The organism is Companilactobacillus sp. (assembly GCF_022484265.1).
Taxonomy (GTDB): domain Bacteria; phylum Bacillota; class Bacilli; order Lactobacillales; family Lactobacillaceae; genus Companilactobacillus.
The window spans coordinates 133,982-152,439 of the sequence record NZ_JAKVLR010000001.1 but is presented as its reverse complement, the minus strand read 5'-3'; the positions used below and the strand labels follow the sequence as shown (position 1 = coordinate 152,439).

General features: G+C 37.3%; 23 protein-coding genes and 1 other annotated feature. Of the genes, 4 read left to right on the top strand and 19 right to left on the bottom strand.

What is annotated here, in order from left to right:
- Positions 1-13: 13 nt before the first annotated feature.
- From rsmB to gmk, 5 genes are all read right to left on the bottom strand, one after another.
- Positions 14-1,336 carry a 16S rRNA (cytosine(967)-C(5))-methyltransferase RsmB gene (gene rsmB, locus LKF16_RS00770; protein ID WP_291471996.1) on the bottom strand — a complete coding sequence of 441 codons (1,323 nt, stop codon included), beginning with the start codon at positions 1,334-1,336 and terminating at the stop codon, positions 14-16.
- Positions 1,329-2,282: a methionyl-tRNA formyltransferase gene (fmt, locus tag LKF16_RS00765; protein WP_291471995.1), complete on the bottom strand. Its 954-nt coding sequence runs from the start codon at positions 2,280-2,282 to the stop codon at positions 1,329-1,331. Before fmt ends, rsmB begins: the two co-directional genes overlap by 8 nt.
- 14 nt (positions 2,283-2,296) lie before the next feature.
- Entirely contained in the window at positions 2,297-4,711 is a 2,415-nt protein-coding gene (priA, locus tag LKF16_RS00760) for a primosomal protein N' (RefSeq protein ID WP_291471993.1), read from the bottom strand.
- Between the two features lie 84 nt (positions 4,712-4,795).
- Positions 4,796-5,050, bottom strand: coding sequence for a DNA-directed RNA polymerase subunit omega (gene rpoZ / locus LKF16_RS00755; protein ID WP_291471991.1), 255 nt, complete (start codon positions 5,048-5,050; stop codon positions 4,796-4,798).
- A gap of 1 nt (position 5,051) precedes the next feature.
- Positions 5,052-5,666: a guanylate kinase gene (gene gmk / locus LKF16_RS00750; RefSeq protein ID WP_291471988.1), complete on the bottom strand. Its 615-nt coding sequence runs from the start codon at positions 5,664-5,666 to the stop codon at positions 5,052-5,054.
- Positions 5,667-5,843: 177 nt separating this feature from the next.
- Between gmk and LKF16_RS00745 the strand changes: the two genes are divergently transcribed.
- Positions 5,844-6,176 (top strand): hypothetical protein, encoded by a 333-nt coding sequence (locus LKF16_RS00745; RefSeq protein WP_291471987.1) that lies wholly within the window; start codon positions 5,844-5,846, stop codon positions 6,174-6,176.
- Here the strand turns inward: LKF16_RS00745 and recN are convergent.
- The 14 genes from recN to LKF16_RS00675 form a co-directional block, all read right to left on the bottom strand.
- Entirely contained in the window at positions 6,168-7,865 is a 1,698-nt protein-coding gene (gene recN, locus LKF16_RS00740) for a DNA repair protein RecN (RefSeq protein WP_291471986.1), read from the bottom strand. The genes LKF16_RS00745 and recN overlap by 9 nt on opposite strands.
- A gap of 11 nt (positions 7,866-7,876) precedes the next feature.
- Positions 7,877-8,704, bottom strand: a complete 828-nt coding sequence (locus tag LKF16_RS00735; protein ID WP_291471985.1) for a TlyA family RNA methyltransferase — start codon at positions 8,702-8,704, stop codon at positions 7,877-7,879.
- Between the two features lie 9 nt (positions 8,705-8,713).
- Positions 8,714-9,562: a polyprenyl synthetase family protein gene (locus LKF16_RS00730; protein WP_291471983.1), complete on the bottom strand. Its 849-nt coding sequence runs from the start codon at positions 9,560-9,562 to the stop codon at positions 8,714-8,716.
- A 2-nt stretch (positions 9,563-9,564) separates the two neighbouring features.
- Positions 9,565-9,804 (bottom strand): exodeoxyribonuclease VII small subunit, encoded by a 240-nt coding sequence (locus LKF16_RS00725; protein WP_291471982.1) that lies wholly within the window; start codon positions 9,802-9,804, stop codon positions 9,565-9,567.
- The gene (gene xseA / locus LKF16_RS00720; RefSeq protein ID WP_291471981.1) at positions 9,797-11,149 is read right to left on the bottom strand and encodes an exodeoxyribonuclease VII large subunit; all 1,353 of its coding nucleotides are present in this window, start codon (positions 11,147-11,149) and stop codon (positions 9,797-9,799) included. The genes LKF16_RS00725 and xseA overlap by 8 nt, the downstream gene beginning before the upstream one ends.
- On the bottom strand, positions 11,142-11,990 hold the full coding sequence (gene folD, locus LKF16_RS00715) for a bifunctional methylenetetrahydrofolate dehydrogenase/methenyltetrahydrofolate cyclohydrolase FolD (RefSeq protein WP_291471979.1): 849 nt from the start codon (positions 11,988-11,990) through the stop codon (positions 11,142-11,144). The genes xseA and folD overlap by 8 nt, the downstream gene beginning before the upstream one ends.
- Positions 11,991-12,026: 36 nt before the next feature.
- Positions 12,027-12,434, bottom strand: coding sequence for a transcription antitermination factor NusB (nusB, locus tag LKF16_RS00710; RefSeq protein WP_291471977.1), 408 nt, complete (start codon positions 12,432-12,434; stop codon positions 12,027-12,029).
- A 5-nt stretch (positions 12,435-12,439) separates the two neighbouring features.
- The gene (locus LKF16_RS00705) at positions 12,440-12,856 is read right to left on the bottom strand and encodes an Asp23/Gls24 family envelope stress response protein (protein ID WP_291471975.1); all 417 of its coding nucleotides are present in this window, start codon (positions 12,854-12,856) and stop codon (positions 12,440-12,442) included.
- Between the two features lie 25 nt (positions 12,857-12,881).
- The gene (gene efp, locus LKF16_RS00700) at positions 12,882-13,445 is read right to left on the bottom strand and encodes an elongation factor P (protein ID WP_291471973.1); all 564 of its coding nucleotides are present in this window, start codon (positions 13,443-13,445) and stop codon (positions 12,882-12,884) included.
- Between the two features lie 132 nt (positions 13,446-13,577).
- The gene (gene rpmA / locus LKF16_RS00695) at positions 13,578-13,850 is read right to left on the bottom strand and encodes a 50S ribosomal protein L27 (protein WP_291471971.1); all 273 of its coding nucleotides are present in this window, start codon (positions 13,848-13,850) and stop codon (positions 13,578-13,580) included.
- A gap of 16 nt (positions 13,851-13,866) precedes the next feature.
- On the bottom strand, positions 13,867-14,208 hold the full coding sequence (locus LKF16_RS00690; RefSeq protein WP_291471970.1) for a ribosomal-processing cysteine protease Prp: 342 nt from the start codon (positions 14,206-14,208) through the stop codon (positions 13,867-13,869).
- 5 nt (positions 14,209-14,213) lie between these two features.
- Complete coding sequence (gene rplU, locus LKF16_RS00685) at positions 14,214-14,525, bottom strand: 50S ribosomal protein L21 (RefSeq protein WP_291471968.1); 312 nt, start codon at positions 14,523-14,525, stop codon at positions 14,214-14,216.
- Between the two features lie 9 nt (positions 14,526-14,534).
- Positions 14,535-14,601: a sequence feature (ribosomal protein L21 leader region), on the bottom strand.
- A 58-nt stretch (positions 14,602-14,659) separates the two neighbouring features.
- Positions 14,660-16,333, bottom strand: coding sequence for a DUF6541 family protein (locus tag LKF16_RS00680; RefSeq protein ID WP_291471966.1), 1,674 nt, complete (start codon positions 16,331-16,333; stop codon positions 14,660-14,662).
- Positions 16,334-16,431: 98 nt separating this feature from the next.
- Positions 16,432-16,692, bottom strand: a complete 261-nt coding sequence (locus tag LKF16_RS00675) for a hypothetical protein (RefSeq protein WP_291471964.1) — start codon at positions 16,690-16,692, stop codon at positions 16,432-16,434.
- 287 nt (positions 16,693-16,979) lie between these two features.
- Between LKF16_RS00675 and LKF16_RS00670 the strand changes: the two genes are divergently transcribed.
- The 3 genes from LKF16_RS00670 (at position 16,980) to LKF16_RS00660 (ending at position 18,401) form a co-directional block, all read left to right on the top strand.
- Complete coding sequence (locus LKF16_RS00670) at positions 16,980-17,183, top strand: hypothetical protein (protein WP_291471962.1); 204 nt, start codon at positions 16,980-16,982, stop codon at positions 17,181-17,183.
- 145 nt (positions 17,184-17,328) lie between these two features.
- The gene (locus tag LKF16_RS00665; RefSeq protein ID WP_291471960.1) at positions 17,329-17,706 is read left to right on the top strand and encodes a hypothetical protein; all 378 of its coding nucleotides are present in this window, start codon (positions 17,329-17,331) and stop codon (positions 17,704-17,706) included.
- A 14-nt stretch (positions 17,707-17,720) separates the two neighbouring features.
- Positions 17,721-18,401: a hypothetical protein gene (locus tag LKF16_RS00660; protein ID WP_291471958.1), complete on the top strand. Its 681-nt coding sequence runs from the start codon at positions 17,721-17,723 to the stop codon at positions 18,399-18,401.
- Positions 18,402-18,458: the final 57 nt, after the last annotated feature.

The window sequence follows — 18,458 nt, the reverse complement described above, 5'->3', positions numbered from 1 at the left end:
TAACCTTACCTCGTTATTTTTTTCTACGAAAAGCCGATACAAAGAAGCCATCGGTGAAATAATCATCAGGCATCAATTTAAGGACACCGTCATGAACATTTTTGTCCAAGCCCTTTTCATGCTTAACCGGAACAACTTCAAAGTTTTCATGCGTTTGTAAAAATTTGATGACCACATCTTCATTTTCTTCAGCATCAAAAGTACAAGTACTAAAGACAATCAAACCTGAGACCTTTACTAACTCTGTTAAACTATCCAAAATTTGCAATTGAATCTTTTGCAGGTCCAACAGATCTTCTGGTTTTCTAAAGTAACGCAGTTCTGGTTTTCTTCTAATTAAACCTAAACCAGAACAAGGTGCATCAACTAAAATTTTATCAAATGATTGTGGCTCAAAAGCATCTTTCGCCTTACGGGCATCAAGTGCTTTGGTCTTAATTATATCCTCATAACCTAAACGGTGGCTATTTTCTTGAATCAATTTCGTTTTTGGCTTATGGATATCAAGTGCCATTACGGAACCATTTTCCAAATAACTAGCAATATGAGTCGTTTTACCACCTGGTGCAGCACAGCTATCTAAAACTTGGTCATCAGGTTGAAGGTCAAGTGCCGGAGCAACAGTCATTGAACTCTCATCTTGGATCGTATAGAGACCTTCTTCAAATTCTTGAGTGTTAACTAAATTCCCATGAGGGCAAGTTAACCCAACTGAGGAAATCGGACTCTTTTTCATGTCAAAACCTTGATTGTTCATTTTAGTCATCAATTCATCAACAGATATCTTATTGGTATTAACTCTGATTGAAATATCTGATGCTTGATTAATCGACTCTAGAACGCTTTTGGCTTTGTTCAAACCTTGTTGATTGATCAATAGGTCAACTAGCCATTGTGGCGTACTGTGACGCAAGCTTAAAGCATAAGTTGAATTTCCTTTGGGTAATTCTTGAAATCCATGACGTTGATAATTTCTAAGAACAGCAGTAACAAAATTACCGACACCCTTGTTTCCGTTAGCTTTAGCAATTTCAACCGATTCGTTAAAAATCGCATGTTCAGGAATTTTATCTAAGTACTGCATTTGATAGACTGCAGTCATCAAAAGAATCATGACCCACTGTTCGACTTTTTTATCTTGGATATAAGGTTTGATCTGATATTCCAAAACATATCTATGCTGCAAAACTCCATAAACAATATTCGTCATTAAACGCGAATCAGCATCTGATAGGTCGCTGCCCTTTAAGACGTTATTGATTTCGATGTTGGAATAAGCTTTGTTTCTGAGTACTTTTAGAAGAACTTCTACTGCTAAGGCTCGAGAATTATTCATTTATGTCGACCACTACTTGTCCTTTTTCTAGATTCTTGCCCATACCGTTAAGGTAATTAGCAATTTCCATAACTTTCTTACCAGCTGGTTGAATGATCTGGATTGAGAGACCAGATCCATCACCAGCCACGATAACTAATTTTTTACGGGAGATTTCTGCAATTGTTCCTGGTTTAAAGTCTCCGTCAACGGTAACGACTTGACTGCGATAAATTTTAGTACGCTTGCCATCAATATTGACCCAAGCGCCTGGTTCAGGGCTCAATCCACGAATCTGATTAAAAAGTTGTTCTGCAGATTTGTGGAAATCAAGATGCTCTTCTTCTTTCGAAATGTTTGGTGAAAATACCACTTGAGATTCATCTTGTTTAACTGGAGTAATGTCGCCTGACATGATGTCGGGAATCGTCTCTAACAACAGATCACGGCCGACAATCGCCAATTTCTTGAACAATGTCCCATTATCGTCAGTAGGCTCGATCTCAATCTTAGCTTGACTAATAACGTCACCGGCATCCATGGCTTTGACCATATACATGATCGAAATTCCTGTTTCCTTATCGCCATTGATCAAAGACCACTGGATCGGTGCCCCGCCACGATATTTTGGCAAAAGTGATCCATGGACATTGATTGCAGCAACCTTGGCAGATTCCAAGAATGAATTGGGCAAAAATTGTCCATAAGCTGCAGTGATGATCAAATCAGGATTGATTTTTTTGAGAACCTCTAGCTCCTCGCTACCAGATAATTTTGCTGGTTGATAAACTTCAATATTTTCATCGCGAGCTAGTACTTTTACCGGACTCTCGCGTAATTCTTGTTTTCTACCAACTGGCTTATCAGGTTGAGTAACTACAGCAGCTACGTCATAATCAGCAGCCAATAATCCCTTTAAGACTGTCGCAGAAAATTCTGGTGTACCTAGAAAAATAACATTCGTCATTTAATCGACCTCCGTTAATCTATATGTTGTGGTTCATTATCGATTGCAATTGTAAAGCCTTTTTTCGTCTCGGCTTGCGTGTCAGATAATATTTCTAATAGTTTCTGATGCAAATTGGATTCACGCTTATATTTTACAATAATTTGATAAAAATATTTGTTTTGTTTTCTGGAAATCATCGTTGGACTTGGCCCCAATAGCTTAGCACTATCAGAAAGTACGCCCTCAAGCTGTTTTTTAAGCCAATAGCTTTGCTTCATGGCTTGTCCTTCATCTTGATGTGCAACGCTGATCAAAGTTGTGAAGTAATAAGGCGTATAGCCTGATTGATGTCTTAAATACATCTCTTGTTTGAAAAAAGTTTCGTAGTCCTGCTTGGCTGCATCCCGAATCGCATAATGATCAGGGTTGTACGTCTGAATGATAACATGTCCTTCTTTATCAGCACGTCCAGCACGACCACTGACTTGCGTTAGTAGTTGAAAAGTTCGCTCACTCGCACGATAGTCAGAAATACTTAATGTAGTATCAGCATTCACAACTCCGACTAACGTGACGTCTGGGAAATCCAACCCTTTAGCAATCATTTGAGTACCCAGTAAAATGTCAGCTTCATGATTGCCAAATTTCTTAATGATTGCAGCATGTGAACCCTTTTTTCGTGTTGTGTCGACATCCATTCTCAAAACGCGTGCTTCAGGAAATAATTCATTAAGCTGCTTTTCAATATTTTCTGTTCCGGTACCATAAAATCCGATTTTTTTGCTTTTACAGTTTGGACAAATATGTGGCACTGGTTCCTCATGTCCACAATAATGACATTTCATTTTTCCTAAGTTCTTATGATAAGTTAACGAAACGTCGCAATTGGGGCATTTCAATACGAATCCGCATTCCCGACACATTAAAAATGACGAGTATCCACGGCGATTCAACAACACGATTGCCTGCTCTTTACGTTTCAAAGCACGCCAAATATTATCTTGTAAGAGAGGTGAAAAATCACCCTTTGTGGCTGAATTCTCAGCATCCCTCATATCAACGATCTGAACGTGAGGCAATGGATGATCATTAATTCGTTTCTTCATATATATTAGCTTATAAACGCCTTTTTCAGCCCGAGCACGTGATTCCAAACTAGGCGTTGCACTTCCTAATACAAGTGGACAACTATTATATTCTGAGCGCCATTTTGCAACATCACGAGCATGATAGCGAGGATTATCATCTTGTTTATAACTAGCCTCATGTTCCTCATCTATTATAATGACACCAATATTAGTCAATGGGGCAAATACAGCACTTCTAGCACCAACGACCACCTTAACCGATCCGTCTTCGATCCTGGTCCACTCATCGTATCGTTCTCCACTTGATAAACCGCTATGAAGAACGGCAACTTGATTTCCAAATCTGCCAATAACCCGATTAACCATCTGTGGCGTCAAAGATATCTCTGGAACTAGCATCAAAGCCGTTTGTCCATTTTCGATTGCCTTTTGGATCGTCTGCAAGTAAACTTCCGTCTTTCCGCTTCCGGTGACTCCTTCAATCAAAAAAGTTTGTGCTTCATTATTATCAACTGAATCGTTGATCATTTGAACAGCAGCTGTTTGTTCATCGGTCAATTCAGGAATCGATTGTTTCTCAGGAATAATACCGACTGGCTTACGACGCTTGGTTACCTCAACGTACTCGATAATTTGATTCTTTTCGGCTGTTTTTAATGTTGGCCTGGTGATATGAAATTTATTTTCGAATTCACTGGTCTCAATTGGCAGATCCTTTAAATGTTCAATCAAAAAGTCATAAAGCTTAAATTGTGCCTTAGCATTACTTCGCAAATTTTGTCGCTTATCTTTGAGCTGTTCAATGGTCAGCTTAGTAGTAACTGCCTGCCTAGTTAAAGAATTGGCCTGATTTTCCACCACATATTCGACATCCAGCTTGTTTAATTTCTTAAGGTGGGCAATTTTTCTAATAGTTGAATCAGTTGTGTCATTAGTCAATTCCACTACTAAATGATCATTTAATAAGTCCTTAACTTCAGGATCATCTTCAAATCCGACTGCTGCCTGAATGAATTGCTTATATTTTGCCCGCATAACATTTGGCAACATAGTTTGTAAACACGAGATTTGAAAAGCGTAAGTACGGTCTGCCAACCAGTATGACAGCTTGATCATTTCTGGAGACAATACGGGTTTTACGTCGATCACCCTAATGATGGGCTTGAGTTTGCCTGAAAACTCACTATGGTCCTTGACTTCCATTACAAAGCCTTGAATCTTTCGTTTACCGCGGCCAAATCCTACCTCGACTCGCATACCAGGAACAACGACATCGCTTAATTCTTCCGGAATTTCATATTCAAATGGACGATTAGTCTGCATAGTTGGTACGTCAACTATGACTGCTGCTACGGTCATTTTTCCACCACCCTTACATAAACCATAACATTAAAAAAAAAACCTTCACAATCATCTACTCGACAATCTGTGAAGGAATCAAAATTAATTTTCTTCTTTTTTCTCTTCTTCAATTTTTTCGGCATCTTTTTCAAGAAGAATTGAATCAGGATCAATTTCAATCTTGCCGTCAGCAATTTCTTCAAATGCTTTACCAATTGTTCTTGGTGATTCGTAATGGTTCAAAAGTTCAATGTCGCCATCTTCAAGTTCATGAGCTCTTTTAGCAGCAAGTACTGCAAGTGAATATCTTGAATCAACTCTATCTAAGAGTTTATCGATTGATGGATAACTTATCATATTAGTCTTCTCCTATTATTTTTCTATATTTATCAATTACTCGAGGCACACTTAAATGTTCACTTCTAATTATACCTTCAATTTTTTTGACTGCGTTAGGTATTTTATCATTTACCACGGCATAATCATAGTTTGACATCATAGCAATTTCTTTTTTAGCTTGTTCCATACGTTTGTCGATCGTCTTTTGATCGTCAGTACCACGATGAGTGATGCGACGTCTAAGTGACGGCAAATCAGGAGGAGTTAGAAAAATAAAGACGCCATTTGGCATTTTTTCACGAACTTGCATTGCACCATTTACTTCAATTTCTAACAATACATCTGTTCCTGCTTCTAGTTTTTGATTAACATACTTTAATGGCGTTCCATAATAATGGTCAACGTATTTTGCGTATTCGAGCATCCCACCGGTTTCGATTTCATGTTCGAATTCTTCATTTGTGCGGAAATAATAATCCACACCGTCTTCTTCACCTGGTCGCATATCTCGAGTTGTCATAGAAACTGAATAATCAAAACGGATCGATGACTTTTCTAGCATGGCTTTTCTGACGGTACCTTTACCGACGCCAGAAGGACCTGATAAAACTATTAACATTCCCTTTGTTGACATATTAACTATCCCTACTATCTAATATATATTGTTATCTATCTTGCAATAGAATTGCGTTCATTTCAAGGGTTTACGGACACTTCAAAATAAAAAGATTAAGAAAATCTAAAATAAGCTTGCCGATGCGAACATGGGTTCGTATAATGTAGATACAAACAAATGTTCGGGGGAATACAAATGCAACGTCAAACTCGTATAACTAATAACCAATTCGCCAAAAATCTGATCAAAACCACAACCGACTTTATCGATCGCACTTTTGATATTAATTTTGGAGACAACAATCCCACAAAACTAATGCAAATGCCTACTAATCAACTAGACCTTCTAGCTCAGCAAAGCCTTCAAAATAAATATTTAGTTGTAGTAACTATGTTAAACGAAGAGCAGTTTCAAGGCAAGTTAATCAAGTCCGTTACTCCCAATAAATATATAATGAAGATCACTTCTGGTTTCTACAAAATTTTTGAGATTGATGAACTCAAATCAATTAATTTAGCATCAATCTAGCTTCTCTTGTTCGCCTTGGGCTAATTCCAATAATTCTTTTGCGTGGTCTCTCGTTAGATCGGTGATCTTTGTCCCAGCTAACATCAAAGAAATTGCTTCAATTCTTTCATGACTGTTCAACAATGAAACTTCAGTTTCAGTTTTGTTGTTGGCAGTCTTTTTTTGTATTTGAAGCTGCTGATCACTCATTGCTGCTACTTGTGGCAGATGAGTGATACATAATACCTGTAGCGACTGAGCCACTCGATAGATTTTATCACCAATCGATTGTGCAACCCGGCCACTGACACCAGTGTCAATTTCATCGAATACGATCGTTTCGACATTCATCTTCTCAGCAATGATCGATTCAAACGCTAAGATAACACGTGATAATTCACCACCAGAGGCAACTTTTACAAAGGGCTTGTAATCTTCACCGACGTTGGTTTTGAGCATAAATCTAACTTGATCTATTCCCATGTCAGTCATGTTATCAGCAGATAGAACCGTGAAATCTACATCAAATTTAGCATTTTTCATGTAGAGATCTTTGAGTTCATGGTTGATCGACTTGACCAAAGTCTTGGCAGTTTGATGACGAGCTTTGGAAATTTTTTCGGCGATCTTAAAGACCTTGTCTTGTTGTTTGGCAATTACTTTGATCAATTGTTCTTCAGAATTGTCATCCATATCGATTTTGGACAATTCAGCATGAGCATCTTTACCAAATTGAATGACTTCATCTAATGATGGACCGTACTTCTTTTTTAAATTATCCAACACGATCAATCGTTTCTGAATGTTATCCAAACGATTCTCATCAAAATCTAAACCATCGATCTGTTCGGAAATTGTCGCCATGTCATCTTGAATTTGATAATATGCTCCATCGATCGACTCATATAATTCTTGATATTCAGGGTCATATTCTTTGATATCTTCAAGTTGTTGACGCACGTTTCCTAAAGCATCTACTGCACCAGTATTATTCTCTGACAAAATCTCATAGCTAGTTTGTAAGGCGGTACTGATTTTTTCAAAATTAGCTAAATGATTTTTCTCTTCTTCAAGTGAATCATCTTCCCCCGCTTGCAGTTGGGCACTGTCAATATCGTCAATTTGAAATTTCAGCATATCGATTCTTTGAGCAATATTTTGCGAATCCTTTTGAATCGCCCTCAATCGACTCTTCTTTTCCTGAAGGATTTGAAATTGTTCTTGATACTGCACGATCAAGTCCTCAAATGATGGATTGGCATATCGATCCAAGATACCAATGTGGTTGTCTTCATCTAACAATTCTTGGGATTGATTTTGACCATGAATCTCTACCAGATAGCGACCAACCTCTTTGAGCACGTTAGTTTTGACCAATTCATTATTTAACCGACAAACGTTACGTCCTTTACGATTGATTTCACGTTTGATGATCAGAATGTTGTCCTCATGTTTGATTCCATAACCATCCAGGATAGCAAAAACAGGGCTATTTTTGGAAACCTCAAATAATCCCTGCACTGTTAAACTATTTTGACCCGTCCGAACAAAGTCGACTGACGAACGACTGCCGACTAAAAGACCTAACGCATCAATGATGATTGACTTACCAGCACCAGTTTCACCAGTCAAGGCAGTCATCCCATTTTTAAAATCTAATTGTAATTGACTAATAATAGCAAAATTATTAATAATGAGTTTCTTTAACAAAAAATCACCTGCTATTTATTCAGATTTGCATAAGCAGCGTCCATTGTATCAGGAATTGACACGTCGCCGTTGATCGAACCAGTTTGATTCAGGTCAATTGGTTTTTGAATATGCATCAAAAACTCAATGTTTCCTTCTCCACCTTTGATAGGTGAAAAATCTAATCCTTCCACGATAAAGCCTGTTGCTGCCGCAAAATTTAAAATCTTTTCCAAAACCATTTGATGAACTTTATGATCTCGGACAATTCCATGCTTACCAACATTTTCTGGACCAGCTTCAAATTGAGGCTTGATCAAACAAACGGCCTCAGAGCCGGGCAAAATAATATTGAACATTGGTGGCAAAATCAGTTCGAGAGAAATAAACGAGACATCTGTCATCGCAAATTGAGGCAATCCATCGTGAAAGTCTTCCGGCTTACTGTAACGAAAATTGACACGTTCCATTACATCCACACGTTCATCGCTACGAAGTTTCCATGCTAGCTGGTTATATCCAACGTCTAACGCATAAACTAACTTAGCACCATTTTGCAGTGCAACATCAGTGAATCCACCAGTTGATGAACCAATATCTAAGCAAATTTTGTCCTGTAAGTCGATATCAAAGGATTTGACGGCTTTTTCAAGCTTATACCCACCACGACTAACATATTTGCTATGTGCACCTTCAACGACGTGAAAAACCGTATCAGGGTCTACTTTCTCACCCGGTTTATCAAAGCGCAAGTTATCCTGATTATAAACTTCGCCAGCCATGACTGATCGTTTTGCTCGTTCACGCGATTCAAATAGATTTTGTTCTACCAAGAGAACATCAACACGTTTTTTTGCCAATTTTTTCTCCTACTTCTTGAAATAATCTAAGAAACTTACGAGTAAGTTTTTATCAAATTTCTCTTCCTTCAAAACTGCATTTAATGCGTCCTTAACTAAATTATGCAATTTTTCTTCAGTTGCATGTTTTCCAATTAAATTTGGAAAAGTATTTTTGTCGACATCTTCACCGTCATCTGCATCATCAAGGTCATCTTTGAGTTGAAATGCCAAACCAACTTTTTCAGCATATTCAACCAATTCTTTTGATAATTTGTGATCAGCAGAAGAAGCTCCGATCGTAATTGCTGCAGAAATCAGATCTGCAGTTTTTTGCTTGTGGAGTTGAGTCAACTCATCAATATTTAACTGTTTATCGTCCTTAGTGATGTCAGTCATTTGACCAGCAACCATCCCCATTGGACCAGCATTGTGTGCCAAGATACGAACAGCCGCCATCCGCTTACTAGTATCCAAGCTAGACTTAGCGATCCAGTAAAATGCCTGAGTTAACAATCCATCTCCAGCAAGGACAGCTGGGCCTGTTCCAAATTTCTTGTGAGAAGTTAGTTTTCCTCGACGGTAATCATCATTATCCATCTCTGGCAAATCGTCATGAATCAATGAGTATGTGTGGATCAGTTCGATCGAACCCGCTACATCAAAATACTTTGGCAGATCTTCAAATTTGACACCTGAAGAATATGCTGTTGCCAGCATCAACATAGGACGAACTCTTTTACCACCAGAATTTAAGGAATAAAGCATTGATTCCAGCATTAATGGTTGTTTGACCTCTTGAGTCAACTTATCAGTCAAAAACTGATCAAATTGTGGGAGTAATTGTTTATGAAAATCTTGAAAATTTTTGATATCCAATATTATTCATTGTCCTTACTATCATCGTCATTCATGGTAGTTTCGTTGCCATCTTTAGACATGATTTTCGTTACAGTTTGTTCAGCGTCCGACAAAGTCTTCTCTAAGCTTTTACTTAAAGTGACCCCTGCCTTGAACTTTTCCATCGCTTCTTCAAGCGGAACATTACCTGCTTCAAGATCTGTAACGATAGTTTCTAAATCTGCTAAATTTTCCTCAAAAGTTTTTTTCTTTTCAGCCATTGTTTTCCTCACTAATATCTTTTGTTACTGCTGTAATTGTTCCATCAACAACTCTTAAGTTGATCGACTGATCTTTTTGATAGTCGCTGGCCTTCTTTAAGACCTTTCCTTGATCATCGGTCGCAATTGCATAGCCACGACTCAAAGTCTTCAGAGGACTCAAGGAATCTAAAGCTGCTGCCTGTTTACTAAAATAGTTACGTTTATTGTTGATCATTGACGTGATGGTCATGTTCATTCTTTGAACGTAATTAGAAACGTAATTCTTATCCAAGTTTATCTGACCTTGTGGAGACAATCGAACCAGTTGATTCTCATAATTCCACAGTTCTTCTTTGTGCTTGTTCAGTTGACGACTAACAGCTTGCTGCATACGATTTTCGAGCATATCAACATTTTGTAAATAAACTTGATAGATTCGCTCAGGATGATGTAAAAAAACGTTCTGTGAATACTTCTGCACTTGTTTACGATAATTACTCAATAAATTGTTTTGTGCAACATAAAGCCGAGAATTCAAATCTTGGATATGTTGTAAAACATCCCTCAAGACTGGCGTGGCTAATTCTGCCGCCGCCGTTGGCGTTGCCGCACGTTGATCGGCAACCATATCAGCAATAGTCGTATCAGTTTCGTGTCCAACAGATGAAATTACAGGAATCTTGCTCTGAACGATTGCTTCAGCCACGATTTCTTCGTTGAACGGCCACAAATCTTCGATTGAACCACCGCCACGTCCGATGATTATCGTATCGAAATCTCCGATCTCGTTGATCTGCTTTAGCCGCTCAACAATCGTCGCTGCTGCAGCATCTCCTTGAACCACCGCTGGAAATAAAACCAGCTGAACGATTGGATATCGACGTTGAACTGTTGTCATAATATCATGAATTACGGCACCAGATTCAGAAGTGACAATTGCAATTTTTTTAGGAAACATTGGAATCGGTTTTTTAGGTAAATTGAAGACGCCCATTTTAGCTAATTTAGCCTTTAATTGCTCAAAAGCTAAATACAAAGCGCCTAATCCATCAGGTTCCATTGAGTCTATGTAAATTTGATAAGAACCACTAGGTTCATATAATCCAACTCTTCCGCGGACACGAACCTTCATACCCTCTTCTGGTCGGAACTTGATTTTATTGAAAGCACCCTTGAACATTATTGCGGAAATTTTAGCTTTATCATCCTTCAAAGTAAAATACTGGTGTGCATTTGGACGCATCCTAAAATTAGAAATCTCACCAGTCAAATAAACGTGGCCCAAATATGGGTCCACGTCAAATTTTCTTTTAATGTATTGTGTTAAAGCTGTAACCGTCAAATATTGTTCTGTATTATCCATTTGCTCTCTTCTCTGCAATTTCAATAACTTGATCCATTAAGGCTGTGATTGTCATCGGACCAACGCCACCAGGAACTGGTGTCATCATAGAAGCAGTGCTTTCAACATCGTCAAAATCGACGTCTCCACACAACTTACCGTTTTCATCGCGGTCCATACCGACATCGATAACTACTGCACCATCTTTGACGTAATCTTTGTTGATCATTTTTGCACGACCAATTGCTACTACTAAAACATCTGCAGTCTTAGCCAATTCTTTCAAATTCTTAGTATGAGAATGGGCTACTGTGACCGTAGCATTTTTATCTAACATCATAGCTGCAACAGGTTTCCCTACAATATTGCTCCGTCCAATAATTACCACATTTTTACCATCAAGATCAACATCATAATAATCCAGCATCATTAAGATACCAGCTGCTGTTGCTGGTTTAGTTTGAGGCTCACCGATCCATAAATGCCCAACATTTTCAGGAGCGAATCCGTCAACGTCTTTTTTTGAATCGATTGCGTTGATTACTCGATCTTCATCAATATGGTCTGGCAATGGCAATTGTACTAAAAAGCCATCGATCTCTGGATCATGGTTTAGTTCGTCAATTTTCTCTAGTAATTCTTTTTCAGTGACGTCTGCTTGGAAGTGAATCAATTGAGAGTTCATTCCTAATTTCTCAGCACGACGTTGCTTATTGCGAACGTATACCGCACTAGCACTGTTATCACCTACCAAAATAACAGCAATGCCAGGAGTTACGCCTTTATCTTTAAGATCAGCCACACGTTGAGCCATTTTCTCATCCTGTGCTGCGGCGACCTTTTTACCATCTAATTTAATCATGTTTTTTACCCAAAAAGGCTGGTACATTGTACCAGCCTACCCTTCAACAAAGTTAGATAAGATACCATTGACAAATGCTTTTGAATCCTTGTCGCCAAAATCTCCGGCAAGCTCAATTGCTTCATCAATCGCTACTTTTTTTGGAACTTCTAAGCTATTTTGCATTTCAAATAATCCCATGCGAAGTATTGCACGGTCAATACGAGACAAACGAGCTATCGTCCATTTGTTTTTTAATTTCTTAGAAATTTGTTCGTCTAATTCACTCTCTTTTTCAAGAGTTCCTGATACTAAAAAAGTAAGATAATCTGGGACTTCAACATCGCTCATATCTGATAATTCAAGCGTTGATCTGATTGCAGTCTCAGCATCTGCTTTGGTCGTATCGATAGAAAATAGTGATTGTACTGCAAGTTCTCTGATTTCATGTCTGTTTATACTCAATGGTATTATTCCTTTTTGTCTGTTGTAACTTGTTCAATGTCTCCATTAGCCTTTTTGGCAATCAAGCCTACAACATGCACGTTAATTTGTGAAATATCAATATCGGTCATGAATTTAAGCTGTTCAATAGCTGATTTTTGGATTTCCAATGATACTTTTGGAATCGAAACACCATATTCCAGATATACAAAAACATCAGCAGTAACTTTATCATCTTTAAAGACGACGTCAACACCTTTTCCATGATTCATTCTACCAAATAGTGAATTGATACGGTTAGATATTGTACCGCGCATTTCATAGACACCATCAACTTGGCTAGTTGCAATACCAAGTAAAATTTCTATGACTTGATGAGAGATCTCAACATTGCCTTTGACTCTGCCATCATCTTGTAATGTTACGTATTTTTGATCAGCCATAAACTTTATCTCCAATAACTATAAATTAATTTGCACGTGAAATGTAAGTACCATCTTGAGTGTTGATTGTTAACATGTCGCCTTCGTTAACGAAAAATGGAACTTGAACAACAAGACCAGTTTCCATAGTTGCAGGTTTTGAACCACCTGATTGTGTATCACCTTTGATACCAGCTTCTGTTTCAGCAACTTTAAGGTCAACTGTGTTAGGAAGATCCACACCAAGTGTTTCGCCACCGTACATAACAACGTTAACTTCCATGTTTTCTTTCAAGTACTTCAATTGATCTTGAATTTGGTCACCTGAAAGTGACAATTGTTCATATGTCGTCATATCCATGAAGACATAGTTTTCACCTTCGGCATAAAGATATTGCATTTTCTTGTTTTCGATGTTGGCTTTTTCAACTTTAGCTGTTGATCTAAAAGTCATTTCTTGAACAGCACCTGTACGCAAGTTCTTAAGTTTTGAACGAACAAAGGCACTACCTTTTCCTGGCTTAACGTGTTGGAACTCAATAACACGCCAAATGCCGTCTTTAACTTCAATTGTCAAACCGTTTTTAAATTCGTTTACTGAAATTGACATATTTATCTCCTCAATATTTATGGTTAAATTACAACGTTCCCTTTATTTTACCAATACTAATAGCTTTATGGCAATAATATGTAGTTTGTTTATATAAAAAAAAGAGGACATTGTCCTCTTTTACGGTATATCTTAGTATACTGAAACTTTCTTCTTGTCTTTGCCAAGTCTTTCGAACTTAACAACGCCATCTTTAAGAGCGAACAATGTATCGTCGCCACCACGACCAACGTTTGAACCAGGGTGAATCTTTGTTCCACGTTGTCTATAAATGATAGCACCAGCAGTAATAGCTTGACCATCGGCACGCTTTGCACCTAATCTACGTCCAGCTGAGTTACGGCCGTTAGTTGTTGAACCTCCACCTTTATGGTGAGAGAAAAATTGTAAATTCATTTTAAGCATGAAGTTTACCTCCTAATTAGAATTCAATTGTATTTTCTTGTGACTTTACCTGAATATTATCAGGATAGCTACCTTCAATATCTTTCAATATTTCAAATAGGTTCTCGAGTAATAATGCAGTGTCGTGAGACACTTGATCAGGTATTCGGCAGCCGAGATGGCCACCATTGACCTCATCTAATACAACTTGAGGTTGGATCTTTGTAAGCTTCTCCAGATTGTTGATGGTCCCGATTGTCACAGCTGACACTGCAGCACAGACTAAGTCTTGACCATAAGGCCCTGAATCAGCGTGTCCTAGTATCAAGAAAGAATCAATCAAAGCATCGTCATTCCGATGAAAACTTGCCCTAATCATAATTATTAACCCTTGATAGAATCAATAGTTACTTTAGTATATGGTTGGCGGTGACCAGTCTTTGTATGTGAGTGCTTCTTAGGTTTGTATTTGTAAGTAACAACTTTCTTGTCCTTACCTTGTTTTTCAACTTTACCTGTAACTGAGGCTCCCTTAACTACTGGGTCTCCTACTTTAACACTGTCTCCGTCAGAAACAAGAATTACATCGTCAAATGTAACTGTGTCTCCTTCTTTAACGTCAAGTTTTTCAATAAAGATTGAGTCTTTTTCTTCAACCTTATATTGCTTACCACCTGTTTTGATTACTGCGTACATATAAGTACACTCCCTTCTAAGACTCGCCAATTAGGTGCTTGCGCTTAAACCTAATTTTGAGCGGTTGTAGATGCAATAGTGATTGCAACTTGTAAATAGTATCAAATATTTGCTTAGATTTCAATACTTTTAAGTTATTTCGAATCCTGTTCTTTAGGCCTAGTTCGATACAGGATCCGTCCGTTGTTGATTCCTAACCAAATCAACGCAATCATACCAGTTGCACTAACGATCAATGCTGCTTTGGCGACAGAAGAATAACTGTAAGCTACATCAATTTGGTTTTGACCAGGTTTGGTCTTGAATTCGACTGTACCGCGTTTTGAAATTTGATAGTGTGCCGTTTCGTTATTGATTTTTAAGTTAAGACCCTTATAAACCAGAATTGGTAAATCAATTGTCTCCGGCTTTTGGTTGTAGTAACTAACAGAATATTTGTTGCTATTCCATGATCCATGCAAGTTGGTCCTCTTGCCATCAACCACTGATACATGACCTTTTAACTCATCTTGATACTTCAGACTTCTCTGTGGGTAATAATCGGTCTGTTGATAGTTCTGAACATTTTTTTGAGCGTCTTTGGTTGTTATCTTAGATAAAGGCTTAGCCAAAGTTATTTGATGATTTAATTGGTCTCCACTGATATACGCCTGTGTAGAGCACCCAACTAAGACAATTATCATCATCAATAATTTCAGCAATGATGAATGCTTATCAACCAATTTAGTCAAGCCATAACTAATGTAGATGGCGGCAAAGAACGTAAACAGATTTAAAAAGCGCCATGGAAATTGCAGATAATTAAAAAATGTGTGCTGTAACTGATTCCACGGTATCAAATTTGTCGATAATAACAAGGCAAACAACATTTCAAACCCAATGATTCGATACTTGAGCTTATCTTTCCAGACAAAGAAAACCAACAGAATCAATCCTAAAATCATGATCGAACCAAAAGAATAGTTTCTAAGATCCGTTCCTAATGCATTGGAGAATAATTGACTGGGTACCTTAGCAGTAGATGCAAGATCTAAGAGTGCCGGTCGATTGACTGAAATATATTTCTGTTGTTGGATCATTGGAATGGTAAATCCAGCGGTAACAATAACTACAGAAACTATGGCTGCTAATCCCGACAAAATCAAAAATCCCCAATATTTCCAGTGATGAGACACCTTCGAAAACAATGCCAAAACTACGATAGGAATCATAATTATAACTGTCGTAAAGGCAGTCAATGGATGTGTCAATACGATCAATGCAAAACTTAACGCAAACCAAGGCCAACTTGAAAAATGCCCCTTAAGGAGCTGATATAGCTCGTAAAAAAGCATTGGAATAAATATATAACAAGTATATTCAGCTAACCCTGCTCGATAAAATACGCTGGCCATCCTAAAGAATGCCAATGTATAAATTACTGAGAAGAGAAATGACTGCAATGTATTGTCAGAAAACTTTTTCATGAAGTAGTACGAACTGACAAATGTTAAAAATGTGATCATTGTTAAAAAAATCAAATATCCTGTGACTGGATTTCCGGAGAGTTGAAAGATCAAAAATCCCGGAAGCATTGTCAGCCATGGATAAAAAATACTAGTCATATTGCCGACGTGTCCCCAATAATCAAAATTAACGGGAGACACAAAGATATTGCCTAAACTCGAAACTCGATTTAAGTGGAATAACATGTCGTAACTATCCATCAGGCGAATGTATCCATGCGGAGCAAATAACCAAGTGTATAAAATACTCAATATTATAAAAATGATGCTTAAAATAATAGTTCTTAATGTGCGTTTTTTCATTTATGCTCCCCTACAAACAATCTATAAAGTTAGTATACGACGGTATAAAAAAAGGATTAAGGCAAAACGCATGTCTTAATCCATATTTAATTTCTAAATTATGCAGCGATCGAAGTTGCTGCAAGTGGTACAACGGTTAAAAAGATGAACACCGCACTCAGAAGCGATAAAGCAAATCGTCCTCGTTGAGTGTTGATTCGAGCAAATAACCTAGTTATGACGTACAGAGAAACAATTAATATAATCCCCGCGATAATGCCAACAAAGTCACTGATCCGACCTGTCTGCGCTAATACAGCAAAGACCAAGTCAACCATGATAAACGCAATCGTAAACACAAACGAATACTTTCTTTTCAAGTATCCCACCTCGTAAATCCCTAGAATATACTGCAACTTTTATATTATACACATTTCAAGATATATATTAAAATTAATTTTTGCACAATGCAACAACAAATCATTAAATTTAAATTAATAATTCGAAATAATTAACAAATTTTGGCATTTTAACTCAAATGATTTGCCAATTTTTTTGTAAATTTCAATATTTTTGCGCATTTTGCATAATTATTTTTATAATTCCTTGCTTTCACACCTAATAACCGTTTATAATCTTTTCATTAGTAAGTTTTAGGGGAGTAATTATGGTACTAACAGAAGCACAAAAAAGAGCCAATGAAAAGTGGCATCGAAAAAACCGCAAACGAGCAAACTACATTGCGATGAGATCATCTGCAAGAAGCTTCATCAGAAAGAAGTCTACTCTTGAAGACTTGGACGAACTTGAGAAGATTATTAAGTCTCGTAGAACTGAATTGAGTCATTTTCCTGAAAGCGTAAATCAATAGATTTACGCTTTTTTTATTTGGAAATGTAACAAAACTGACTCCATTTCACTTAGAATATGTGATTATTTTCATTTAAAGTGATAAATTTACAAATCAAGTTGTAAAATATAATCAATAATAATTATTTTTCAATGGAGGGATACATTTGCTTATTTTAGAACAAATTTTTCTATTCATAATTGCAATCGGTATCGTCTGTGGTGTTATCTTGATTGCCATCCCATTATTTAAAATGAGAAACTTTCAAAAACGATCGCATCGTCCTTACTTAGTGCTCAAGAAAAAGAACAACACCCTGTTGATCAAGAATAATGGCGATTCAGCAGCAAAAATTTTAAATATTTTTTTAGAACCAGAATCAAAATATTTTGATAGCCTAAACGATTTTACATTTGTTCCCGGACAAACGGCCAAACTATCAATTCCTGACAAACAACTATCAACGCTCGATATTGAATTGACGTATGTTGATATCATTACAAATCAAACTTATAAACAACGTTACCCACTATCAATTTTGTGAAATGAGGTTTCATCATGAAAAATGAAAATGATAAGAATCTCCCTAAATGGGATAAAACTCAAGTACAAGCTCAAAAAAGCATCAACAAAAGAATGGCAATCAGAACCGCATTGATGATTCTCATCGTGGCAATTGTTATAATCGTGGCAATAATTGTTTGGGTTGCTTCCAATAACAAAAATGCTACCCCACAAGCACCCGGTCCAAATGCTACCACTGCGCAGATTCAAAAATACGCTAACCACAAATTCTCAGACAACAACGCCTCGACCATCGACACGATTTCGATCGCAAAGAACTCAAACATTTTAATGGTGAAGGTCAATAATGTCGACGTTTCGTCAAACAATAGTGCATCAAACTCATTTAGCCAACTTACTGACGAGATGCAGTCTTTAGGAAGCTATGATTTGGCAAAAAACGGAATTATCTTCTACGGCAGTGATCCTTACGAAACTAATTCTGGAAAGACTTCAAACAAAGTTTCATTCGCATTGTATTTTACCCAGGATAATATTCAATCGCTTAATAGTAACTATTCTGATTATGTCGGTTCTGGAAATTACACGAATTTATTTAAGAACGCTGATGGATACTACCTCTATCAACCATTCCAAGATAATAATCGTAAACTTAACAAAATAAGTTCCACCAAATCGATTAATAAAATAACCAATTCACTAAATATAAATTAAAAAAAGAGAGCCAGATTTGAATAACAAATCTGGCTCTCTTTTTCACTGTAAAGAAAA